Here is a 24,278-nt window from a genome sequence, read left to right as displayed (position 1 = left end):
AACCCCCGCCATATCCACACCAATACCACCAGCACCAACAATTGCAGTTGCGCCCATTAAACTCACATTGCCGGATAACACCTGCTGATAATCAAATACTTTAGTGCCAATAAAATCATCCAAACCTTGGATATCTGGATATCTAGGTTGCACACCAGAGGCTACTATCACTTCATCAAAGTTGGTTAAATCATCAGGTTCAACTTCAATATTCAAACGAATGTCCACTGAATGTTTAGCCAACATGGTTTTAAAATATCGTAGCAATTGTGCGAACTCACTTTTACCGGGAATGTTTTTCGCAAAATTAACCTGACCACCAATTTCACTGCGTTTTTCAAATAATCTCACTTGATGACCCCGCATGGCGCAATACACAGCGGCCGCCATACCAGCCACTCCAGCACCAATCACAGCAATATTTTTAACAACTGCGGCAGGGTTAAATTTCAGTTCAGTTTCGCGGCAAGCAACAGGGTTAACTAAACAACTGGCGGTTTGGCCTAAAAAAACTTTATCTAAACAAGCTTGGTTACAGGCAATGCAGGTATTAATTTCATCCACTTTGCCACTTTGCGCTTTTTTCACCCAAGTACTGTCGGCTAAAAAAGGTCGCGCCATTGAAATTAAATCAGCATGACCGTCTTGCAGTATTTGTTCTGCCGTATCTGGCATATTAATGCGGTTAACCGCAACAACGGGAATATCAACATGCTGTTTAATTAATTGGCTCGCTTGGCTAAACACCGCATTTGGCACCATAGCAGCTATGGTTGGCACTCGCGCTTCATGCCAACCTATGCCAGTGTTAATAATATCCACTCCGGCATCTTCCAACCATTTAGCCAGTTGTAAAACTTCAGTTTTATCACTGCCCTGTTCAACTAAATCAAGCACAGACAATCTGAACAAAATTAAAAATTTATCACCCAATTTATCACGAATACCCTGAACGATTTCAAGCGCAAAGCGACAGCGGTTTTCGAGGCTGCCACCCCAATTATCCGACCTGTGGTTAGTACGTTTGGCAATAAACTGGTTAATTAAATAACCTTCAGAACCCATAATTTCCACACCGTCGTAACCCGCTTGGTCAGCTAACACAGCCGCGTTAATAAAGTCTTCTATCTGCTGATTAATTTCTGTATCTGAAAGTTCTTTAGGTTTAAAAGGGCTAATCGGTGCTTGAATAGCAGAAGGTGCAACTACGTCAGGATGAAAACCATAACGCCCAGCATGTAATAATTGCATGCAAATTTTACCACCCGCATTATGCACAACTTGGGTTATTTGTTTATGTTGCTCAACATCCGCTTGAGTTGTCATCATGGCTTGTTTTGGAGCTAACACACCACAAGCGTTAGGTGAGATACCGCCAGTGACAATGAGTGCAACATCATTTTCCGCTCTATACCGATAAAACTCGGCTAATGCGGCAAAACCTTGTGGCGACTCTTCCAAATTGGTGTGCATTGAGCCCATAATAATGCGGTTTTTTAAACAATGATGTTTGAGCTTGAGTGGCTGAAATAATTGCGGAAACTGCGTCATTGGCTTAGCCTATCTTTTTTATAAATCTGAATTAGTTATAGCACATGCAAGTGAATAGCATAACCATGTGTTTAATGTAAGGAACAGCATAAATGCAGACACTAGGTCGCTTTCTAGTTAGATACTTTAAAAAGTGTCAACAAGATGAAGTGAGCATCATCTCTGGCAATTTAGCTTTTGTGACACTGCTAAGTTTTGTGCCTTTTGTTACTGTGATCATGAGTGTTATGAGCACGTTCGGTATTTTTGAACAAGCACAAACCAGTATTGAAGGTTATTTACTCCATCATTTTGTTCCTGAAGCAAGTGCCGAGGTACAAAAACACCTAGTTAAATTTATCAGCAATTTAGGCAATGCGACGGGTTTAAGCACGGCAGCACTATTTGTTATTGCGGTTATGCTACTGAAAAATATAGACAAAGAGCTAAACCGCATATTTGTCACCAATAAAAAACGTCCATTCTGGCAAGATTTAATCATTTATTTAATGGTGATTATTTTAGGCCCAGTGTTAATAGGCATAAGTTTACTCGCCACCAGCGCCTTTTTAGCCAATGAATGGATCCAACAAGTTGCGAGCTGGTTTCCGGGCAATATGCTCAACGCCGGCATTCCGCTGGTTTTCTCATTTTTATATTTTTTATTGTTGTACCGTTTAGTGCCAGCCAAAGCACCCAGTAGCCAAGTTGCTATGGTAGGAGCTGGTATCACGGCTATTTTATTTGAAATATGTAAGTACATCTTCAGTTGGTATATCAGTGCCTTTCCAACCTATGAATTTATTTATGGCTCATTGGCAGCCATTCCAATATTTTGTGTTTGGGTGTACTTTAACTGGCTAGTTGTATTGCTCGGTGCTGAATTTACTTGCGTGTTAGATGAATTTAGAAGCGCCTAATATTGAATCAATTAACAGGATAACTGACCCATGCTTTACCCAGATATTCAGCCAAATCAGACTTATCAACTAGACACAGATGATGGCCATAGTATTTATGTAGAAGAATCGGGCAATCCACAAGGTTATCCTCTGCTCTATTGTCATGGTGGGCCTGGTGGCAGTAGCTGTGCTTTTTTTCGGCGCTTTTTCGACCCTAACTTTTACCGCATTATCTTATTTGACCAACGCGGATGTGGCCAATCGACCCCTAGTTTGTCGTTAGAACACAATACCACAGCACATTTGTTAGCCGACATTGAGTTGATATGCCAACAGCTTAATATCAAAAAGATGGTATTAGCAGGTGGCAGTTGGGGGACAACTTTAGCTTTGCTCTACGCACAAAAACACCCAGAACAAATCAGCGCTATGTTATTGCGTGGGATATTTTTAGCACGCGAACAAGATTTACAATGGTTATACGAACCGACTGGTGCAGCACGATTATTCCCAGATTATTATCAAGAGTTTATTCGCGCAGCCAATTTAGCAGATGATGAACAAATTACTCTCCAACAATTAGCGGCAAGTTATTTGGCACAGCTTACGAGCAACAATCAATTTAGCCAAATAGCCGCAGCTAAACATTGGTGCAATTGGGAAAACAGAATATCTGTGTTACATCATTTAGAATCGCGCGAAAATACCGATGATATTCACGCCAATATGACGATGGCGCTGATGGAATGCCATTATTTTACTCAAGCAAGTTTTATTGAAGAGAATCAAATTCTCAAAAATATAGATAAATTACAAAATATCCCAGTGACCATAATTCACGGCCGCTACGATGCGGTTTGTGATGTCAGCCAAGCTTGGCAATTAGCTGAAAAATGGCAAAATAGCCGCCTGTATATAGTGCCAAACTCAGGTCACTCTTTAGGTGAACCTTTTATGGCCGAAGCATTTTTAAACGCTGCAAATAAAATTGCGCGTTTTTTACAAGAAAACTGATTTCCAAAAACACTAAAGCATAATTTTCGCAAAACCGCTGTAAATACATCCTTGTACGCTTCGCTTTTTCATCCCTGAAAAAGAAATTTTGCTCTAAATTATTGCTTCAGTATTTCCGGAAATACTAAAAGTGAGCAAAAATGATCGCATTATTACAAAGAGTTAGCCAAGCTAGCGTAACAGTTAACAACCGAATAATATCCAATATCAACCAAGGAATTTTAGTATTACTTGGCGTTGAAAAAGGCGATGACGAAACCAAAGCTAAACGTTTAGCTGAACGTGTTGCTGGTTATCGAATATTTGAAGATGAAAATGGTAAAACCAATTTAAGTGTAAAAGATGTCGGCGGCGAAATTTTAGTTGTATCACAATTTACCCTAGCGGCAGATACCAAAAAAGGCATGCGTCCAAGTTTTTCCAATGCTGCAACACCCGAGTTAGCCAATCAGTTGTATTTATATTTTGCGAGCCAAGTTGAGGCTCAAGGGATAAAGGTGCAAACAGGGCAATTTCAGGCTGACATGAAAGTCAGCCTAATAAATGATGGGCCTATGACCTTTAGGCTAGAAATTTAGGCAGGTGATTTAGCCGTGAGTACAGCTTGCAACCATTTTGAAATAGCACCAATTTGTTCAGCACAGACATTGTGCTGCATTGGGTAATCTTGCCATTCAACATTAAAACCGGCTTGTTTAACCATATCGGCAGACTGTCTACCCAGTTGTACTGGAATAATTTCATCCTGTAAGCCATGCATAGCCAACACAGGTGCAGCTTTGGCTGCATCAGTTGCTTCACTGGCTAACTTGTCGGCACGAGATAGATAAGCAGACAAAGATAAAATGCCAGCAGGCGCAGCAGGCTGGCGACAACCTAATTGATAAGCCATGACACCACCCTGCGAAAAACCAGCAATCACTAAGTTTTCATGGGTTAAATCATTTTTGCTTAACTCGGCGTCTATTAGTGCCTGCAATTGTGCAGCCGACTCTAATACACCTTTTTCATCCGCTCGGTTATTCATATCAAACGAAACTATGTCGTACCAACCACGCATAGGCAGACCATTGTTAATAGTAATTGGTCTAACGGGAGCGTGCGGAAATACAAAACGTATGCCTAATTCTGCAGGAAGTTTTAACTCAGGCACTAATGGGGCGAATCCGTGACCCGAATCACCTAATCCATGCATCCATACAACTAATGATTTAACTTCCCCTTGCGGGTTTACATCAATGTACGAGAGCTGCTCAGTCATAAATTCTCCGTTGTCTTTCTCGTTTGCCTAAAAAGTGGCTGGGCTATTTTCTAACATTATTTTGTTTAATAAACCAGCAATTTAGCTTTTAAAAGTGACTTTTGTGCCAGCTTGTTTAGCAACGGCTTCTTCAATGAAGTGCCAGAACTCATCACCAAAACGTTCATCAATCCATTTACCGTCTTGGTAGCTAAAATGGTAACCATTAAATTTAGTTGCAACCCACAACTGCAATAGTGGTTCTTGTTTGTTTAAGATAATTTTGCTGCGGTCAGCAAATTCAATATCTAACTTGCCACCAAAATTTTCATAATCAATGTCTAAATCGTCTTCTATTTCTTCGAGCTTTTGCTCAATTTGCAGTAAAATGTCGTCAACAAGTTGGTGATATTGGGTTTCAGTTAATTGGCTCATGTCTTTACACTTGATTTTCTAACAATGAATGCGATTATACCCGCATTAAAACAAAAGAGTTTAACAATTGTCATGAGATTTAAAACTTTGTCTGCGCTGATAAGCTGCAGCTTGTTAATTTGTGCCTGTGGTCAACGTGGGCCATTAACTATGCCAAAACCAACAGAGCAAAATACTCAGACACAGGCGCACAACAATACAGTGCAGCAAAACACTTTAGAACAAACAACAAATCAATAGGTTGAATTAGCGTGGATTTTTTTAATTACAAACAAGAGCAGTTATTTGCAGAAAACGTGAGCGTGGCAGAAATTGCCGCTGAATTTAACACACCTGCATATATTTATTCGCGCGCGGCAATTGAGCGCCATTGGCAAGCATTTGACACAGCAGCCGGTGAACATCCACATTTAGTTTGTTATGCAGTTAAAGCCAATTCAAACTTAGGTGTGTTAAATGTAATGGCGCGTTTAGGTTCAGGTTTTGACATAGTGTCAGGTGGTGAGCTGGCGCGTGTTATCGAAGCCGGTGGCGATCCAGCAAAAGTAGTGTTTTCTGGTGTTGGTAAAACCGAAGCAGAAATCGAATATGCGTTAGAAGCCGGTATTTATTGTTTTAATGTAGAGTCTGAACCTGAGCTTGATCGCATCAACAAAGTTGCTGCAGAGCTTGATAAAAAAGCACCCATTTCAATTCGAGTAAACCCAGATGTTGATGCAAAAACCCATCCGTACATTTCAACTGGTTTAAAAGCGAATAAGTTTGGAATTGAGCGTGAGCGTGCTTTGGAAGTATACAAATACGCAGCGTCATTATCACACTTAGATATTCAAGGTATCGACTGCCATATAGGTTCACAGCTAACTGAAATTCAACCTTTTATCGATGCACTAGACAAAGTTTTAGCTTTAATTGACGAATTAGCTGCTGCTGGTATCCAAATTAGTCACTTAGACGTAGGTGGTGGTTTAGGCGTAACTTACGCGGATGAAACCCCACCAGCAACCGAAGAATATGTTGCAGCATTAAAAGCAAAGTTAGCAGACCGTACGCATCTGAAACTTATTTTTGAACCGGGTCGTTCAATCATGGCCAACGCGGGTATTTTAATTACCAAAGTTGAATTTATCAAAAACGGTGAAGAGAAAAACTTTGCGATTGTTGATGCAGCAATGAACGACTTAATTCGTCCAAGTTTATATTCAGCATGGCAAAACATTGTGCCAGTCAACGCTGCATTAAGCCGAGACAAAGCAGTTTACGATGTAGTTGGTCCTATTTGTGAAACGGGTGATTTTTTAGGTAAAGATCGCGAACTCGCCATTGAATCAGGCGATTTGCTTGCTGTTCGTTCTAGTGGTGCATACGGCTTTACTATGGCGTCTAACTACAACTCACGTGTGCGTGCAGTTGAAATTATGGTTGATGGCGACAAACCTTATGTTGTACGCGAACGTGAACAGCTAGTCGATTTATGGAAAGGTGAACAGTTATTACCATAATTTAAACTGCCAATAGGCTGAAGTTGGCAAAGATGCAACTTCAGCCATTCACCTCAGCATAACCCCCTAATAAATTCAGCTAATTTTCTAGCTAAACGCCTGTAAATCATTGCAGTGTTGGCTATACTCAAAACATCAAAAACAAAACTAACATCGCCTGTTAAACCAATGCAAAAATTATTAGTTAGTTTAATTACAGTTATTTTGTATGCTGCACCGAGTTACGCCGATGAACTGATAATTGGCCTTGATGCAGATTTATCCGCCGTTGCAGTGGAAGGTGGTATCGCCATTCAACGTGGTGCTCAGCTCGCAATCGATGAAATTAATCAAGCAGGAGGCTTACTGGGTAAACAACTAAAATTAGTTAGTAAAGACCATAGAGGCAATCCGGCTCGCGGCCAGCGCAATATCGAAAATTTTGCTCAAATGCAAAACCTGGTTGCCGTATTAGGGGGTATCCACACACCCGTTGCCATGTCGCAATTACCTTTAATCCATAAACACAAAATAGTTTATTTAGGCCCTTGGGCAGCCGGTACACAATTGGTCGACAATGGTTACACACCCAATTACGTTTTTAGAGTGTCATTGCGTGACCAAGACGCTGGTGTCGTTTTACTTAAACACGCTAAACAAAACAATTTTACTCAAGTGGCGCTGATGTTAGAACATACAAGCTGGGGACGTTCAAACAAACAATCGTTAACACTAGCAGCAGAGCAACTTGGGATTAATATCATCCATGTCGAATGGTTTAATTGGCGAGATTCAGAAATGGCGAATAAAGTGACGCGGGTAATAGCTACTCAGCCACAGGCTATTATCTTAGTCGCGAATGCACCTGAAGGTGCTGAAATTGTAAAAGCAATGAATAAATTACCGACAAATTTGCACAAGCCCATCATATCTCATTGGGGGATCACTTCAGGAAATTTTGTTGAACAAGTTGGCTTAGATATTATTAGACAATCCGATATTCGAGTATTACAAACATTTTCGTTTTTTACCGCCCAAAATATGCAAAAAGCAACCAAAGTACTTCAAGCATATAATCAAAAATATCAAACAGATTATACAGCACAAACAGTGCCTTCTGCGGTAGGTATTGCCCATGCATATGATTTAGTCCACATACTGGCACAAGCAATTAATCTAGCTCAATCTACCGAACGCTCAGCAATTCAAAGTGCCCTACAAGATTTGCCTACCTATCGAGGTTTAGTTAAAACTTATGCTCCTGCGTTTACCGCCAATAAACAGGATGCATTAGCGCCAGAAGATTACCATATTTTCGCATATGATAAGTTTGGTTATTTATCCATTATTCAAAGCGCCACTCGCGCAGCCAAAATAACTCAATAAGGCGCATACACAACGCATGGACCAAAATAACCAACCAACATTGCAGCAGCACATCACCCGCAAAACACTACCAAAAGTGCTGACCATGTTGCTAATTGTTGGCTTTTTACTGTTCGTCTACATTCAAAGATTAGTAGAACATGAAATAACAGATCAACAACAAGAAATTGCCGAGCAATTCAGTCATGCACTGAATAAAACCGAAGCTGCACTTTTGTCTCAAGTAGAAAGTTTGGCCAATAATGATCTCGTCATTAATAGCCTAATTGATATAGATGGTCGGAAGCAATATATCAATTTGTTGTTCAATTCGTTTGTATTTGCCGGGATTAAAAGCAGCCAAATTAGTTTATTAGATTTTGAAGGGCAAGTTGTCACCAGTAATCAAATCAAACATCCAGTTATCGACAAAAAGCTCTGGTTCACGGCAGTGTTACAGCAGGGAAAAGTTTATCGTCAGCTTTCTGAAAAAGGCTGGCTATTTATTGCTCCGATAAAATACGGCGCCTCTCCCGAGGGCGCAATTTACGCATTTATTCCACGTGCACAAGTGCAACCATTGCTGACACTTAACCTCTTAAAAACAGATATTATTTACCTTGATAAACACAATAATATTGTGTTTCAAACCACCCCTGAACTTGCTACCGACAGCTTTCAGTTTGCAACCGAGCAGCTACAGGCGTTTAAATTTTATCTTGAAACCTTAAATGACGGCAGCAAAATTTACGTGCTGCAAGCCGCTGAATACGCCTACCAACAGGTTATTATATTTATTATCGTATTAATTGTTGTGTTAATTGGTTTAATTCTGGTCACAACCTACAGTATCAGCTTAGCCGCTAATTTTGCTTCTCAAACACTACATCAGTTTGTTAAGGCGATTGAAAATCAAGACGAGTATGCTTCAAAAGACATCAACCACTCAGAAAACATTGAACTATATGAAATGGCGCAATTGCGTCACCAGTTTGATGGTTTGTTGGATGAATTATTTGCCACCAATGTATCTAAAGAACAATTTCAAAGTGTTATCAACTCAATTTCCGAGTCGCTGGCTGTTTTTGATCTCAATGGCCGCTGTTTATTGCATAACAATGCGTTTGACCACTTTAAATCACAAGTGTTAACCGAAGGTGTCGCATCAATCAATTTAATAGAAGAGTGCCACAGAGCGGCAGTATTTAACCTAGACAATGAATTATATGAATTTGAGAGCATGTATAACCTTAAAGATGGTGACTCTGCCTACCAGCAAGTTTTTATCCATTGGCATAGAACTTTATATTTAACCTCGGATGGACGCCTCGCCGGTATAGTGTTAGTCGGGATAGATGTAACTTTACAAAAGAATATTGACCGCGAGCTACTCATTCGCGATCGTGCAATAGAAACAGCCCCTTGCGGTATCCTGATAGTGGATGCTAGTTTAGATTCTCAACCAATTGTTTATGTCAATCCAGCATTTGAAGCCATTACCGGTTACGACAAAGCTGAAGTGCTAGGACAAAACTGCCGATTTTTACAAGGGGAAGAGTCAGACCCTCAAGCGGTTGAGCAAATTAGCCAAGCGATTCGTTTGCAACAGCCGATTACCACAACAATTATTAATTACACCAAACAAGGCAAGAAATTTTATAATCAACTATCAATAACACCTGTGTTTGATAACCATGGTAAGTTAACCCACTATCTTGGCATTCAAAACGATGTAACTGAGCGTATGGCCGCCGAAAATCAACTAAAAACAGCCATAGTAGAACGAGAGCAAGCCCTCGAAAAAGCACAAGAATCTGCCAAACTAAAATCGGCATTTTTAGCCAGCATGTCACACGAAATCCGCACACCAATGAATGGTGTACTTGGCATGCTTAATATTCTCCAAAACACTGATATGAGCTCGCGTCAACACCACTACACAAAACTTGCGCAACATAGCGCCAACTCGTTACTGGTGTTAATTAATGACATTTTAGACTTTTCTAAAATAGAAGCGGGTAAAATTGATATCGAAAAAGTCCCAACAAATATACAAGAGCTGATAGAAAATGTCGGTCAAACTTACGCAATTAAAGCGTTTGAAAAAGGGTTACAATTATTAGTTGATGCAACCGATTTACAGCATATCCACTTATTAACAGATCCAACTCGCTATCGACAAATCTTAACCAATTTGGTTGGTAATGCGATTAAGTTCACTGAACACGGCTCGGTAAGCATCAAAGCGAATAGTCAATTGATAGAAAACAAAAGCGTACGTTTAACGCTTGATATTATCGATACCGGCATAGGTATTGATCAAAACAAATTCAACTCACTATTTTCAGCTTTTACTCAGGTAGATGCCTCCACAACACGAAAATTTGGTGGCACTGGCTTAGGTTTAGCTATTAGTAAACAATTAGCCAACTTGTTAGACGGTGATATTCAAGTTAAAAGCCAACACAACCACGGCAGTACTTTTACAGTCGAGATCCATTGTGAATTTGTCGAAGTCCACAACCAACGAACGCTGCATCACGCATGCAAATACAAGGTGCTGTTAATAGGTGAAGAATCTCAATATAAAAAATTACTCAATAAACAATTGCTGAAAATTATTGAGCATCCCCAAAACTTAACCAACACAGCACAACTCAACAGCGTCGAGGAACCAAAGGATAGTATCGTCTGTTTTACCGATTTACTCACGGGTGCAACCACAACGGAACAATTACTCAAACAAATAGAGCAACTAAACCAAGACACTATTTGTTTGATTATCCACCCGGTAAACTACCCGAATGAAGCGCTAAGAGAATTAATTGCGAGTAACATTAAATTGCTGTCATACCCAATTACCAGCCAAGAACTCATAGGTGTATTAAATAATTTAACTGAAACTGAGTGGAAAAAAACCACCAATAAAGCAGTGCCGGAACACCCGATTACCGATAAGTTTAAGCGCATTTTACTAGTTGAGGACAATGAAATAAATCAACTGGTTGCACAAACCATGTTAGAGCCATACGCGGAATTAATTGATGTAGCTAATCATGGTTTAGAAGCCATCGACATGTTATTCGCAAGTCAAAAATTTGGCCAAGAATATGATCTAATATTAATGGATTGCCAAATGCCGCAGCTAGATGGTTATCAAACCACCTTGAAAATTCGCCAAGGCGACTGCGGCGACAGCTACAAAAACATTCCCATTATCGCAATGACAGCCAATGCTATGGTGGGTGATAAAGAAAAATGCTTAGAAGCAGGTATGGACGATTACATAGTTAAACCGATTAACAAACAAATAATCGCTGAAGTATTTGCGCATTGGCAATCCATCACCCAAAGTTAGGCAATTAAAGAAGCTATTATTCGCGTCAGTAGATGTTTTGTAGCAGCGCAGGCACAATTGCTCCAATCCACTCACAATATGCTTGTTCAACATAAAAATAACAGCTAGCAGCAACAAAACTTGCAATTAACAAAACGCCCGGCTTAATATACTGTTAATTTCACCAGTATATTATTTCACATGTCGTTATCGCGCTTAGCTTCACAATCTGTCACTACACTTACAGGCGTTGGCGCTAAGGTTGCGCAAAAGTTAGCACAACTGCATATTCAGTCAGTTGAAGACTTACTTTTTCACTTCCCGCTACGCTATCAAGACCGAACCCGTATTTATGCTATTAACGATCTATTGCCTGAAATTACCGCAACTGTCATTGGCGAAGTTGAAAGTAGCCAAATTGTATTTGGCCGTAAACGTATGTTGTTGTGTAAAATTAGCGATGGTCAACAGAGTTTAACTTTGAGGTTTTTCAATTTTTCTGCAGCACAAAAAAATCAATTTTCAGTCGGAAAACACATCAAAGCTTTTGGTGAAGTTAAACGAGGCAAATACGGTTATGAGATGATCCACCCTGAATATAAAGTGGGTGACTTTGAAAGCTTACAGCATGTTGAAGAAGCGTTTACGCCAATTTACCCAACAACTGAAGGTTTAAAACAAAATACCTTGCGTAATTTAACCGATCAAGCATTAGCCAGATTAAAAAGCACAGAGGTCACAGAGCTTATCCCCATTGCTGATGTAGCAACCCAATTTACCCTGACACAAGCGATTCAAATGTTACATAGACCGACTCCAGATGTATCACTCGAAGAATTAGAGGCAGGTACACACCCAGCCCAACAACGCTTAGCTTTTGAAGAATTAGTTGCACATAACCTCAGTATGCAAAAACTCCGTCAGCAAACACAGCAACATCCATCTGTTGCTATATCACCCGCACATCCATTATTAACAGACTTCATTGAGAGCTTGCCATTTAAACCAACGCAAGCTCAAAACCGTGTAGTTGCAGAAATACAGCAAGATATGAATCAACCCCACCCTATGCTACGTTTAGTGCAAGGTGATGTTGGCTCGGGAAAAACTTTAGTTGCAGCATTAGCTGCGCTTTCAGCATTACAGCAAGGTTACCAAGTTGCATTAATGGCACCAACTGAGATATTGGCTGAACAACATGCAATTAATTTTGCTAACTGGTTAACGCCGATCGGCTTTAAAGTTGATTGGCTGGCCGGCAAACTCACAGCCAAACAAAAACGCGAAGCTCAGGTTAGAATAGCCAGTGGCGAAAGCCAAATGGTCGTCGGAACTCACGCGTTATTTCAGCAAGATGTCGAATTTGCCAAGCTCGCATTAGTGGTCATAGACGAACAACATAGGTTTGGTGTCCATCAGCGTATGAGTTTACGCGACAAAGGGATTAATAGTGGCTTGTACCCACACCAGTTGATCATGACTGCAACGCCGATACCACGCACTTTAGCTATGACAGCTTACGCCGATTTAACCACCTCTGTGATTGATGAGCTACCACCAGGACGCACACCAGTCACCACAGTGGTATTGCCCGACAGCCGCCGTGATGAAGTGATAAAACGAGTTTACCAAGCTTGCAAACAAGAGAAACGCCAAGCTTATTGGGTATGTACGCTTATTGAAGAATCCGAAGTTTTACAATGCCAAGCAGCAGAAGATACGGCCGAACAATTGCAACAAGCTTTACCTGATTTAAGCATAGGTTTAGTCCACGGGCGGATGAAAGCTGGTGAAAAACAACAAGTGATGCAAGGGTTTAAACAAGGTGAAACGGATTTATTAGTTGCCACAACAGTCATTGAAGTTGGCGTAGATGTACCTAATGCTAGCCTTATGATAATAGAAAACCCAGAACGATTAGGTTTAGCCCAACTACACCAATTACGCGGCCGCGTTGGTCGTGGTGCAGTTGCCAGCCATTGCCTATTAATGTACAAATCACCATTATCACAAACTGGGCAAAAACGCCTTGGGGTAATGCGTGAAAGCACAGATGGTTTTTACATTGCACAAAAGGATCTAGAAATACGCGGGCCTGGTGAATTACTCGGCACCAAACAAACCGGTGAAATGTCATTTAAAGTCGCAGACCTATTACGCGACAGCCAACTCATTAGCCCAGCACGCAAGTGCGCAACAAAATTATTGCGCCAGTCCGATATTAGCGAGCAATTAATTGCTCGCTGGTTAGGTGATAGAGATAAGTATTCTCAAGCATAATTTCGACAAACGTCTAATTTTCTTAATAACCAAAAGTATGCTAACTATAGCATCTTGATTTAGCTTATTAATTGACCAAGTGTAATTTAGGGTTCTACAATGAAATCAATTGATTTGTTAAAATTAATCTCTCTAGATGACGAGTAGTCATTACCAAGGAAAGGAGTTACCCATGATCAAGTCTGCTAAACGTGCCCGCTCAGCTGAAGACAAATCGCTCAAACGCGATCTTATTTTACAAACCGCCGCTGAATTATTCGATGACAGTCCAGACGCTTTACCTACAGCAGCGGCCATCGCCAACCAATCAGGCATAGCTAAAGGCACAGTATATTTATATTTCAAAAGCAAAGAAGAGATTTTTTTAGCTTTGCTCGAACAACACTACGTCGCATGGTTTAGCGACATCCGCAGTGCCATAGGTGCAGAAAAACCAGATGCAGATGAAATTATCAATGCACTCTGTCACTACATAGAAACTCAACCACAATTTTTCCAATTGGCAAGCTTAAGTAGCTCAATTATCGAACAAAATGTTGACCTAAAAATATTGCTCGATTTTAAAAACCGATTGCTCGAAACACTCACTTTAACCGCCAAAGATCTCGCTAGTCGTTTGCAATTAGATGAACATGAAACATGTGCACAATTGCTAATGCGTAGTTATGCTATGTTGTTAGGTTTGTGGCAAATTAGCCATCCACCAGAAAAGCTCGCGACATCAATTGAACAATCCCGTCTTGCCCTGTTGCAGCCGGAGTTTGGCTTAGAAGCACGTGATGCACTGGCGCAGTTATGGCATGGATATGTAGATCAAAAAGGCAATAAATCGAGTGGGCGGTTCTGGAAAATCGGCAACTTGTTCGCTAAAGCCGACTAACCAGCCAAAACCCAGGTTATCTAGAGCTGATTATCACTATTCATTTTGATTTAGCTCTAATAAACATCACAGCCTTCAGCTGTGGTGTTTATTCTCTAATGCAGATTTGTAAATAATTCCAGCCATCACCTAAACTTAAGTTATACATAAACAGTTAAGGTACAGACATGCTCAAACCTGTGCTCCATGGTTTAATTATTTGTTTATTGACCGTCTTTAACTCAACACTTGTCCCAGTACATGCCAACCAAGTATTGATTTATCCCAAACCGCGCCACGACAGAGATATGCGTGATGATTATCCGATAGATTTACTAAAACTCGCACTCAAGCTATCCAATCAAAAAGTAAATATAGTCACGGCCAATACACCAATGCAGCAACAAAGAGCATTATGGGCGGTTGAAAATGGTTTAGTTGATATTATGTGGACCATGATGGATCAAACGCGCGAAGCCTATCCATATTCAATTCCGTTTGATCTTTACCAAGGTATATTTGGCAATCGTTTGATCATGCTACACAAAAGCAAACTAGAAGAATTCAGCAAAATTGAACATCCATGCGACTTTTTTAAATATACAGCCATCATGGGGCACGATTGGCCAGATACCCGCTTTTATTTACACCATGGTTTACCTATCACCACATCTTCTACCTACGAAGCATTATTTAATATGTTACGTAAAGGGCATGGTGATTATTTCCCGCGCTCGGTATCTGAAATCTTTATCGAATTAGAGCACCATACCAACGAATCATTTGTGATAGAACCCAACTGGATGATTGTTTATAAAGCCGAGATGCGTTTTGTATTAAGCGAGCAAGCGTTTGAAAAATATGGTCAAACCGTTTTAAGGGGTTTGAATCAAACAATAGCTGACGGTAGTTTTAATAAGTTATTTGAAAAATACCATGGAGATATATTGAAAAAAGCGCAATTAAATAAACGCAAATGGCTTAACCTAGATATGAATTACCAAATGCACTGTGATTTGGTGGATAAACAACTACGTTAAGTTTAGAATTGCGCGCTTTATGTTAATTCGACAAGGAGCTTGGTTTGCGCTTTATTCACACCTCAGACTGGCATTTAGGCCAAAATTTTTATGGCAAAAATCGCGCTGCCGAGCATCAAGCTTTTTTCGATTGGCTACTAGAGACAATAGCGGCTAAGCAAGTGGAACTTTTAGTTGTGGCTGGTGATATTTACGATACAGCCGCGCCCCCCAGTTATGCGCGCTCCTTGTTAAATAAGCTGGTAATTCAGCTGCATGAAGTCGGTTGCCAGTTGTTGTTGCTAGGCGGCAACCACGACTCAGTAGCGGTCCTAAATGAAAACAAAAACCTCTATAAAGCGCTGAATACCAGTTTAATTAGCCAAGCGGCCAATAAACAAGATTCAGTAAATTATCAGCAACAAGTGCAGTTAATGACTGACAAAGATGGACAAGCAAGCGCAATACTCGTCGCTGTTCCCTATTTACGCCCGCGTGACTTATACACAGCCAACTCTATTGATTCAGAAACAGACCAAACAAACAACAAATTATTGCCTGCCATTCAACAACACTACCAACAACTGTACCAAATTGCCCTAGAGAAACAGCAGCAAATTGCCAACGACATTGGCACCAAAGTTCCTATTATCGGCACAGCTCATCTAACCATAGTTAATGCCAAAATAACCGACTCTGTGCGCGATATTTATATTGGCAGTTTAGAGGCTGTGCCTATTGAAGCATTGCCAGAGTTTGATTATTTGGCCATGGGACATATTCACCAACCACAAGTTATCGGCAAAAAAGAGCAGATACGCTATTCAGGCTCACCAATAGCTATGAGTTTTGACGAAGCTAGCCAGCAAAAATCTGTGGTATTGGTCGACACCAATGCGGAACAAACGGAAAATTTACACATTAGCACTTTAGATATTCCATGCAGTCAAGCTATGCGCCAGCTCAAAGGCGATATCCAACAAATAGAGGATGAGCTCGCGCAATTGGCAGCACTTGAACAAAACATTTGGTTAGATATAGAAATCAGCAGTGATGAGTATCACAGCGACTTACAACAAAAACTGCTGAGCCTAACTGTTGATTCAGAGTTAGAAATATTGCGAGTGCGCCGCAGCAAGAAGGTTATCCAACAAAAACTCGCGGAAAAAAGTGTTAGTTTAGATGAACTCACACCACTAGATGTATTTAACCAGCGCGTAGCAAACTTAGAGTTAACCACAGAGCAAATTCAAGACTTAACCCAGCTATTTAACCAAAGCCATCAACAAAGTTTGAGCGAAGAAAATGAAAATTCTTAGCCTGCGTTTAAAAAACCTCAATGCGCTGAAAGGCGATTGGAAAATAGATTTCAGCCAAGAGCCATTTGCCAGCAATGGTTTATTTGTGATCACAGGTGCAACGGGAGCCGGCAAAAGTACCTTGTTAGATGCAATTTGTTTGGCGCTTTATCATCAAACACCTAGGCTGAATGTCTCGGCCAATAACAATCAAATAATGACCCGGCATACTGCTGAATGTTTAGCCGAAGTTGAGTTCGCCATTAAAGATAACAGCTACAAAGCAACTTGGTTTCAGCGCCGCGCCCGCGGTGATGCGGAAGGTAATTTACAACCACCAAAAGCTGAGCTGTACCACCTAGACGAACAAAAACTGATTGCCGACAAATTGCCCGAAGTCAAAGCACAAATAGAACAACTCAGTGGGTTGAATTTTGCGCGTTTTACTAAATCTATTTTATTATCACAAGGGCGCTTCGCTGAGTTTTTAAATGCCAAAAGCAATGAAAAGGCAGAGCTGTTGGAAGAGTTAACAGGCACAGAAATTTATAGCCAAATTTCCAAACAAGTCTTTGCCAACTATAAAACTAGCCAACAAGCGCTGCAGCGCTTAACTGACCAACAAAATAGCGTTAATTTGTTGTCTGATGACGAAGTTTCTGCATTATTAGAGCAACAAAAACGGCTACAGCAACAAGCAGACGCGGATAAAAACCAACTAAATTTATATAGGCAAAAGCAACATTGGTTACAACAACAGCAAGCTTTACAACAACAAATCAACCAAACCAGCAGTGAGTTAGAAAAAGCACAGCAGGCAAAAACACAATCGGAAAATTTACAAGATAAAATTGACCAAGCAAAAGCTGCGAAAAACTGCCAACCCAGTATGGAAAAGCTGGCTGAATTGCAGCAACAATTAACTGCGACACATCAGCAAATTAGCAGCAGCGAAAGCCAAGTTAAACAGACAAGTACTGACGTTGAACAACAACAAAACCAAGTAACAGTTGCGCAAAAAAATCTCACTCAAGCGAAAAACAATCAGCAACACATCCTTGAGCAACTTGAGACACAAGTGCGCCCGCTCGATCAACAGATATCGCAGGCCAGCCAACAACAGCTGCAGTTAACACAAGCGGTAGAACTGCAACAACAAAAACTGACGACTGCGGAAAAAAGCTGTCAACAGCTGCAGCAACAAGCAAAAGAATTACAACACCAATTCGACAATTGCCAAAACTGGCTACAGCAACACCAAGGATTAAAACAGTTAAATCAAACAAGCCTACAGCATTGGCAAAACCAGTTAGAGCATATTAACGAGTTGGCTGACGAATTAAACAAACTGCAGCAAAAACAACAACAGATCGCTCAGCAGCAACAAACTGTATCCAGCTCGCTTGGACAAAAGCATCCAGAACAACAACAGCTGCAAAACAAGCTAAAACAGTTTGAAGCACAAATCCAAGAGTTGGCCACTCAACAAGATCCGAGTTTTAATCAGTTAACTAGCGAACAAAAACAACTAGATATTCAAATAGCGCAAGCTAGCCTTAACCAATTAGCGCAAATTGACAATGTGCAGCAACAAGTTGTCGACAAGCAGCAAAAAATTAACGCCTTAAAACAACAAATAGCAGACGCACAAACACAAATTGAGCAAGTTAACCCGAAATTGCTCGAACTGCGTAATCAATACAAAAACACTAAACAGCAGCTAAGTGATGTTAATACCATTATTGAACAGCACAAAACCATAATGTCGTTAGCAGCACACAGGCACAATTTACAAGATGATAGCCCCTGCCCTTTGTGTGGCGCGTTAGAGCACCCATATGCCAACGATTTGCCCGAAGTAGACCAAAGCTTAGTTACACAGCAACAACGCCAGCAAAAGCTAACCATAGAGCTTGAAGCGCTAGAAAAACAAGGCAGTGAATTAAAATCGCAAGTTGACCAGCAGCAACATCAACAAACTTGGTTGCAACAACAATTAACCGCAGAGCAACAGCACTATCAGCAATTAGCCGAGAGTTTATTCGCCAGTTGTCAGTCATTAGAGATGCCAAGCGCCATAACACCACCTGATTTACTCCAGCAGCAATTTATTGATTGGCCGCAAGATGCCACTGCGCAATTAAACAAGCTGACACAGCAGTTAAACACTTTATTAGATAAGCTCAATACCAGCGTTAAGCTAGACAATCAAATTGCCCAGTTGCAACACCAAACTCAACTCGCGACTCAGCAACAGCTAAGTTTAACAAGTGAAATAAACGCTCTGAATAACCAACAAAATAACCTAGCTGAGCAGTCAACCGAATTAAACACTCGTTATCAGCAAACAGAACTCAAACAACAAGATTTAGTGGTGCAGTTAAGTCAGCAACTTGTTGATAGCCAACTGATTTCACAGCAAGAGTTAGACGAGCAACAGCTGTCGCAGTTTACGCAAATTATTGCTCGTGCCAACAAACAAATAGAACAATATCAGCAGCAGCAAAATCAATTGCACAACTTACAACAGCAACAACAAAAATGTACCAGTGACCTAGCCCACCAGCAAAAAACGCTTGATGAAACCAGTCAAGTATATCAACAGCAACAAACTGAATTAGCTGAACTAACCAGTAAGTTAGACGAACTACAACAGCAAAGAGCCAATTGGTTTAATGGCGCGCCTGTTAAGCAAGTGCAGCAGCAGATTGCAGCTGACCTTGAGCAAGCAGAGCAGAAACTACAGCAGCAAACTCACCAACTAAACCAATTGCAAATTAAGCTGTCGCAACAACAAAGTCAGCTGACGCATTATCAACAAACTAAAACACAAATTGAGCAGCAGCTGGAACAGCAACAACAACTCTGCCAGCAAAAACTCGCTGAGAATGCTTTTACCGACGAGGCCAGTTGGCAACAAGCACTATTAACAGAAAATGAGCTCAACGAATTCTGCCAACAGCTAGAGCAAATTGAACAAAATGAGCGGAAATATCAAAATCAGCTGGCGAGTTTATCTGACCAATTGCAACAATTAACCCAGCAAGATATTGCCAGCGAGCTTAGCCAATTTTCGCAACAAGATGGATTGAGTCTGCTTAGCCAAACATTAGCCGAGCAAGAAACCGCTTATCAAAACCTGTTGCAACAACTCGGTGAAGTTAACCAACAATACCTATATGCGCAAAAGCTTAAACAAGACTTTGCCAAGCTCACTGAGCAAATAACTCAAGCACAACAGCAGCATCAAAACTGGGCATTACTCAATGAACTGATTGGCTCAGCCGAAGGGGATAAATTTAGAAAATTTGCTCAAGGCTTAACCTTGCAACAACTGGTGTATTTGGCCAACCAACAACTGGCACATTTGCACGATAGATATCAGTTGGTACGCAAATCACAAGATGGCTTAGACTTAGCCATAATAGATACTTGGCAAAATGAAGTTGAACGCGACACTCAAACACTATCAGGCGGCGAAAGCTTTTTAGTCAGTTTGGCACTAGCACTGGCATTATCTGATTTGGTCAGTCACAAAACCAATATAGAATCGCTGTTTTTAGACGAAGGTTTTGGCACGCTTGATTCTGATACCTTAGACATAGCGTTAGATGCCTTGGATAGGCTGAATGCCAGTGGCAAGATGATTGGCATTATCAGCCATATCGAAAGTTTAAAAGAGCGAATTCCAGTGCAGATACGCGTCAATAAACACAATGGTTTAGGTTATAGTCAACTAGAAAGCCAATACTCAAGACTCTAACAAAATTATTGGGTTGCCTGTTGACTCTGTAACCAAGCGTCATCCGTCATTTGCATTTGTTGCCACCACAATTCGTCTGCTTCAATTTCGCCTAACTCATTAATTAACGGATAAGGTAAACCTTTGCGTCGGCAAGCTTCGGCAAAAATAGGATGACCGCGCTCAAACAATAATCTTTGTTGTTCAGCTTTTGGTAATTTACATTCGCCACCATACATGCCGGCGGCTAGCCTTTGTTGCTGCGCTTGGTACAAAATTAACGCACCAGCAACTGAAACATTAAGCGACTGCACCATGCCTAACATAGGTACAACTACATGATGATCAGCTGCAGCCAATGCACGCTCAGAAATGCCATATTTTTCTTGCCCCAATATCAGCGCAGTCGGTTTGGTGTAGTCAATTTCGGTGTAACTAACCGCCCTATCGGACAAGTTAGTGGCCACTATTTGCATGCCCTGCTGCTTAAATACAGCCAAAGCTTCATCCAAGTCATCGTGTGCATGTACATTAACCCAATTTTGGGTACCTTTAGCAGTACCTGTGCGCAAACGTGTTTTTAGCGGGTTATCTATATGCATAATTGCGTGTACATCATGGATACCAACCGCGTCAGCTGTGCGCACAATGGCAGATAGATTATGGGTTTTGTGGACATTTTCCATGCAAACTGTCAAATCAGGCTGACGGTTGCTGAACATGCTTTGAATGCGGGCTAATCTTTCTGGGGTCATAATGATTGTAGGATTTATAACTGGTGAATTTAGCCAGTAACATAACTAACTACAGGCTTAGATAGATTTTGTTAAGCTAAATTTTGGATAACAAGTTAACTTGTTCTAGGGACAAATTTTTTTAGTGCGATATTTAACATTGCAAAAAGGAAAAATAGCCCCTAGAAACCCAAGTACAGATTAATTAGTGCTTGGAAGCTCCATTACACCATCTATCTCTATTTGTGCACCCTTTGGTAATTGAGCAATACCAATTGCTGCTCGCGCAGGGTATGGTTTTGAAAAATATTGCGCCATAATTTCATTTACTTGGGCAAAGTTAGCCAAGTCTAACAAAAAGATGTTTACCTTAACCATGTCGTTTAAACAACCGCCAGCCGCTTCACAAACTGCTGCTAGGTTTTTAAATACCTGATGAGCTTCATCTGCGAAACCTGTATCAACCATTTCCATGGTTTCAGCAACCAATGGAATTTGACCAGATAAATAAACAGTTGTACCAACTTTTACCGCTTGGCTATAGGTGCCAATTGCTGAAGGTGCTTTGTCTGTACTAATAATTTGTTTTGACATTGTTCTTTCTCTTCAAAGGTCTAATTGTAAGTTATCTTTTGTAACGTTCGACTTTTTGTACATCTTCAATTAAACGTACTTTTTTAATCACTTGCGCTAAATGAATGCGATCCGTTACTGTTAAAACTAAATCTACGTTATAAATGTAATCGTCTTTTTCTTCAGAATATAAACTCTGAATATTCGAGCCCATTTTTGAAATGGCGGTTGTTACCCGTGCCAGTGCCCCATGAACATTGTGCAATTCTAAACGTAAAGCACAGGCAAACTCTTCGTTAGGTGAATTATCCCAACTAACATCAAAATATTTAGATGGCTCAGTAGCTGCATCGCGCACATTATGACAATTATCAATATGTACCACTATACCTTTACCAGGGCTGACATGACCAATAATGCTATCACCCGGTATAGGTCGACAACATTTAGCAAAAGTCACCAACATACCTTCAGCACCACGGATAGAAATTTTCTTATCTAAATAAGATTCACCTTGGCTGGTCGTCGCATCGTCTCGTTTTAATAATTTACGCGCAACTACTATGCTCATTAAGTTGCCCAAACCAATTTCAGCTAATAACTGATGGACTGTTTGCAACTTAGTTTCGTCTAAGACCGCAGCAATATTGTCTTCCGGAATATCGTTGAGTTCAACATCACCCAAAGCCACTTTTAATAAACGTTTACCTAAATCAACCGACTCTTCGCCTTTGAGATTTTTCAAATAGTTACGAATGCGCAAACGAGCCCGTGGGGTAATAACAAAATTTAACCAATTGGCGTTTGGTCGTGCACCTTTTGAGGTCACTATATAGACAGTTTGGCCACTTTCTAATGGCTGATTGAGCGGCATAGGTTTGTTATTAACCGTTGCACCCACACAGGTAAAACCTATATCTGTATGTAAAGCAAAAGCAAAATCAACCGGAGTTGCCCCTTTCGGCAGTTCAATGATGCGCCCTTTAGGCGTAAATAAATAAATTTCTTCGGGGAATAAATCTGATTTAACGTTTTCAATAAATTCAAACGAATTGCCGGCACTTTGTTGTAGTTCAACTAAACTATTCATCCAGCGCTGCGCGCGTACTTGCGCGGTTGTGCTGCCATCACCCGCTTTAAACGACCAAGTTTCTTTTTCTTTGTCGACTGGCGTGTTTTCCGCGTCTTTATTGACTTTCGGATTAATTTTGACAACTTTTTTCTGTTCTTTTACAGGCTCTTTTGCCGCTTTATCGCCCGCTTCTTCGTCATCTTCAGGCGCTTTGTACACCCAATGCGCCGCTATGCCTTTGTCAGCAGCTAGCTCCATATCATGGGTGCGAATTTGAATTTCGAGTGGAATACCATGCGGGCCAATTAACGAAGTATGTAATGATTGATAACCATTAATACGTGGAATGGCAATATAATCTTTAAAACGCCCTTCAATTGGCTTAAACAAGTTATGCATAATACCGAATGTGCGATAACAAGTATCCACATCATCGACTATGATGCGAAACGCATAAATATCCATCACATCGTTAAACATCAGCTCTTTATTTTTCATCTTTTTATAGATGCTATACAAGTGCTTTTCGCGACCTTTAACTATACATTGGATATTACTTTCGCCAATGCGTTTACGAATTTCGTTGCCAATTTTTTCAATAACGTCTTTTCTATGCCCACGCGCCGATTTAACCGCTGCACCTAAAGCACGATAACGCATAGGATACATGGCTTTAAAACCTAAGTTTTCTAGCTCATTTTTAATATCGTGAATACCTAATCTATGCGCAATAGGTGCATAAATTTCTAAGGTTTCAGTGGCAATTCGGCGGCGTTTGTCTGGGCGCAATGAGTCAAGTGTGCGCATATTGTGGGTGCGGTCGGCTAGTTTAATCAAGATAACACGAATATCTTGCACCATGGCCATAATCATTTTACGGAAGTTTTCCGCTTGCGCTTCTTGTTTACTATTAAAATGGATTTTGTCGAGTTTACTAACACCTTCAACCAAATCAGCAATCACAGAGCCAAAAGTTTCGGCTAAGTCGTCTTTGGTTAACTCTGTATCTTCAATCACGTCATGCAATAACGCAGCACATAAAGTTTCATAATCCAAGTGCATATGCGCAAGAATGCGTGTTACTGCCACTGGGTGGGTAATATAAGGCTCGCCGCTTGATCTAAATTGCCCTTCGTGGGCATCACGCGCAACCACAAAAGCTTTTGCTACTAAATCAGCTTCTTCTGGTGATAAATAACTTTGAACTAACTCACCTAAGTCTTGATATAAATCCACCTAACCTTCCCACAAAAAAGTTCTTTACAAAATACCCAAGTTACTTGAAGAAAAACGCATTAAATCTGATTAAGACGAACTTTAAGTTTAGCCACAAATTTGAATGACGGACACGTCAATGGCAAGTTATTTTTTTGAAGCCATTCCCATTTATTGCAAGG

18 protein-coding genes are annotated in these 24,278 nt (G+C 40.6%); 12 read left to right on the top strand and 6 right to left on the bottom strand.

Features of this window, described 5'->3' with window-relative positions:
- Nucleotides 1-1,551: NADPH-dependent 2,4-dienoyl-CoA reductase (locus WSC_RS22665; protein ID WP_016956207.1), on the bottom strand; the 1,551-nt coding region annotated here is incomplete at its 3' end.
- 92 nt (nt 1,552-1,643) lie between these two features.
- On the opposite strand from WSC_RS22665, the gene WSC_RS0112135 reads away from it, so the two are divergent.
- From WSC_RS0112135 to dtd, 3 genes are all read left to right on the top strand, one after another.
- Complete coding sequence (locus WSC_RS0112135) at nt 1,644-2,450, top strand: YihY family inner membrane protein (protein WP_016956206.1); 807 nt, start codon at nt 1,644-1,646, stop codon at nt 2,448-2,450.
- 30 nt (nt 2,451-2,480) lie between these two features.
- Nucleotides 2,481-3,446: a prolyl aminopeptidase gene (pip, locus tag WSC_RS0112130; protein ID WP_016956205.1), complete on the top strand. Its 966-nt coding sequence runs from the start codon at nt 2,481-2,483 to the stop codon at nt 3,444-3,446.
- A 140-nt stretch (nt 3,447-3,586) separates the two neighbouring features.
- Entirely contained in the window at nt 3,587-4,024 is a 438-nt protein-coding gene (gene dtd, locus WSC_RS0112125; RefSeq protein WP_016956204.1) for a D-aminoacyl-tRNA deacylase, read from the top strand.
- Here dtd and WSC_RS0112120 read toward each other — a convergent pair.
- Together WSC_RS0112120 and cyaY are read right to left on the bottom strand one after the other, a co-directional pair.
- Nucleotides 4,021-4,707, bottom strand: coding sequence for an alpha/beta hydrolase (locus tag WSC_RS0112120; protein WP_016956203.1), 687 nt, complete (start codon nt 4,705-4,707; stop codon nt 4,021-4,023). The genes dtd and WSC_RS0112120 overlap by 4 nt on opposite strands.
- A gap of 81 nt (nt 4,708-4,788) precedes the next feature.
- A complete protein-coding gene (gene cyaY / locus WSC_RS0112115; protein ID WP_016956202.1) occupies nt 4,789-5,121 on the bottom strand; it encodes an iron donor protein CyaY in 333 nt (110 codons plus the stop codon).
- Nucleotides 5,122-5,193: 72 nt separating this feature from the next.
- Here cyaY and lptM point away from each other — a divergent pair, with 72 nt between their 5' ends.
- The 9 genes from lptM (at nt 5,194) to WSC_RS0112065 (ending at nt 20,523) form a co-directional block, all read left to right on the top strand.
- Nucleotides 5,194-5,361 carry an LPS translocon maturation chaperone LptM gene (lptM, locus tag WSC_RS0112110; protein WP_157447273.1) on the top strand — a complete coding sequence of 56 codons (168 nt, stop codon included), beginning with the start codon at nt 5,194-5,196 and terminating at the stop codon, nt 5,359-5,361.
- 11 nt (nt 5,362-5,372) lie between these two features.
- Nucleotides 5,373-6,623 carry a diaminopimelate decarboxylase gene (gene lysA, locus WSC_RS0112105; RefSeq protein WP_016956200.1) on the top strand — a complete coding sequence of 417 codons (1,251 nt, stop codon included), beginning with the start codon at nt 5,373-5,375 and terminating at the stop codon, nt 6,621-6,623.
- A gap of 168 nt (nt 6,624-6,791) precedes the next feature.
- Nucleotides 6,792-7,988 (top strand): ABC transporter substrate-binding protein, encoded by a 1,197-nt coding sequence (locus WSC_RS0112100; protein WP_026016822.1) that lies wholly within the window; start codon nt 6,792-6,794, stop codon nt 7,986-7,988.
- Nucleotides 7,989-8,004: 16 nt separating this feature from the next.
- Nucleotides 8,005-11,325, top strand: coding sequence for an ATP-binding protein (locus WSC_RS24185; RefSeq protein ID WP_016956198.1), 3,321 nt, complete (start codon nt 8,005-8,007; stop codon nt 11,323-11,325).
- Between the two features lie 180 nt (nt 11,326-11,505).
- The gene (gene recG / locus WSC_RS0112085) at nt 11,506-13,584 is read left to right on the top strand and encodes an ATP-dependent DNA helicase RecG (RefSeq protein ID WP_016956196.1); all 2,079 of its coding nucleotides are present in this window, start codon (nt 11,506-11,508) and stop codon (nt 13,582-13,584) included.
- A gap of 172 nt (nt 13,585-13,756) precedes the next feature.
- Nucleotides 13,757-14,464, top strand: coding sequence for a TetR/AcrR family transcriptional regulator (locus WSC_RS0112080; protein WP_016956195.1), 708 nt, complete (start codon nt 13,757-13,759; stop codon nt 14,462-14,464).
- Between the two features lie 167 nt (nt 14,465-14,631).
- Complete coding sequence (locus WSC_RS0112075; protein WP_016956194.1) at nt 14,632-15,483, top strand: hypothetical protein; 852 nt, start codon at nt 14,632-14,634, stop codon at nt 15,481-15,483.
- 44 nt (nt 15,484-15,527) lie between these two features.
- Nucleotides 15,528-16,781, top strand: coding sequence for an exonuclease subunit SbcD (gene sbcD / locus WSC_RS0112070; protein WP_016956193.1), 1,254 nt, complete (start codon nt 15,528-15,530; stop codon nt 16,779-16,781).
- Nucleotides 16,768-20,523 (top strand): AAA family ATPase, encoded by a 3,756-nt coding sequence (locus WSC_RS0112065; protein WP_016956192.1) that lies wholly within the window; start codon nt 16,768-16,770, stop codon nt 20,521-20,523. The genes sbcD and WSC_RS0112065 overlap by 14 nt, the downstream gene beginning before the upstream one ends.
- 5 nt (nt 20,524-20,528) lie before the next feature.
- Here the strand turns inward: WSC_RS0112065 and trmH are convergent, their stop codons facing one another.
- The 3 genes from trmH to WSC_RS25290 all read right to left on the bottom strand — a co-directional run bounded on the left by trmH (nt 20,529) and on the right by WSC_RS25290 (nt 24,117).
- Nucleotides 20,529-21,257 carry a tRNA (guanosine(18)-2'-O)-methyltransferase TrmH gene (gene trmH, locus WSC_RS0112060; RefSeq protein ID WP_016956191.1) on the bottom strand — a complete coding sequence of 243 codons (729 nt, stop codon included), beginning with the start codon at nt 21,255-21,257 and terminating at the stop codon, nt 20,529-20,531.
- 180 nt (nt 21,258-21,437) lie between these two features.
- The gene (locus WSC_RS0112055; RefSeq protein WP_016956190.1) at nt 21,438-21,830 is read right to left on the bottom strand and encodes a RidA family protein; all 393 of its coding nucleotides are present in this window, start codon (nt 21,828-21,830) and stop codon (nt 21,438-21,440) included.
- Nucleotides 21,831-21,861: 31 nt separating this feature from the next.
- A complete protein-coding gene (locus WSC_RS25290) occupies nt 21,862-24,117 on the bottom strand; it encodes a RelA/SpoT family protein (RefSeq protein ID WP_016956189.1) in 2,256 nt (751 codons plus the stop codon).
- Between the last annotated feature and the right edge of the window lie 161 nt (nt 24,118-24,278).

The organism is Catenovulum agarivorans YM01 (assembly GCF_000281085.1).
GTDB classification, from domain to species: Bacteria; Pseudomonadota; Gammaproteobacteria; order Enterobacterales; family Alteromonadaceae; genus Catenovulum; species Catenovulum agarivorans.
The sequence above is the reverse complement of the archived record's forward strand: the minus strand, read 5'-3'. Positions and strand labels throughout refer to the sequence as shown.

Bases quoted from the DNA above. Each gene is read 5' to 3' on its own strand.
- WSC_RS0112135 (WP_016956206.1), top strand. From the start codon at position 1,644: ATGCAGACACTAGGTCGCTTTCTAGTTAGATACTTTAAAAAGTGTCAA.
- cyaY (WP_016956202.1), bottom strand. From the start codon at position 5,121: ATGAGCCAATTAACTGAAACCCAATATCACCAACTTGTTGACGACATT.
- WSC_RS0112120 (WP_016956203.1), bottom strand. From the start codon at position 4,707: ATGACTGAGCAGCTCTCGTACATTGATGTAAACCCGCAAGGGGAAGTT.
- WSC_RS0112055 (WP_016956190.1), bottom strand. From the start codon at position 21,830: ATGTCAAAACAAATTATTAGTACAGACAAAGCACCTTCAGCAATTGGC.
- dtd (WP_016956204.1), top strand. From the start codon at position 3,587: ATGATCGCATTATTACAAAGAGTTAGCCAAGCTAGCGTAACAGTTAAC.
- WSC_RS24185 (WP_016956198.1), top strand. From the start codon at position 8,005: ATGGACCAAAATAACCAACCAACATTGCAGCAGCACATCACCCGCAAA.
- lptM (WP_157447273.1), top strand. From the start codon at position 5,194: ATGAGATTTAAAACTTTGTCTGCGCTGATAAGCTGCAGCTTGTTAATT.
- recG (WP_016956196.1), top strand. From the start codon at position 11,506: ATGTCGTTATCGCGCTTAGCTTCACAATCTGTCACTACACTTACAGGC.
- WSC_RS0112080 (WP_016956195.1), top strand. From the start codon at position 13,757: ATGATCAAGTCTGCTAAACGTGCCCGCTCAGCTGAAGACAAATCGCTC.
- WSC_RS0112075 (WP_016956194.1), top strand. From the start codon at position 14,632: ATGCTCAAACCTGTGCTCCATGGTTTAATTATTTGTTTATTGACCGTC.
- WSC_RS0112100 (WP_026016822.1), top strand. From the start codon at position 6,792: ATGCAAAAATTATTAGTTAGTTTAATTACAGTTATTTTGTATGCTGCA.
- pip (WP_016956205.1), top strand. From the start codon at position 2,481: ATGCTTTACCCAGATATTCAGCCAAATCAGACTTATCAACTAGACACA.
- WSC_RS0112065 (WP_016956192.1), top strand. From the start codon at position 16,768: ATGAAAATTCTTAGCCTGCGTTTAAAAAACCTCAATGCGCTGAAAGGC.
- trmH (WP_016956191.1), bottom strand. From the start codon at position 21,257: ATGACCCCAGAAAGATTAGCCCGCATTCAAAGCATGTTCAGCAACCGT.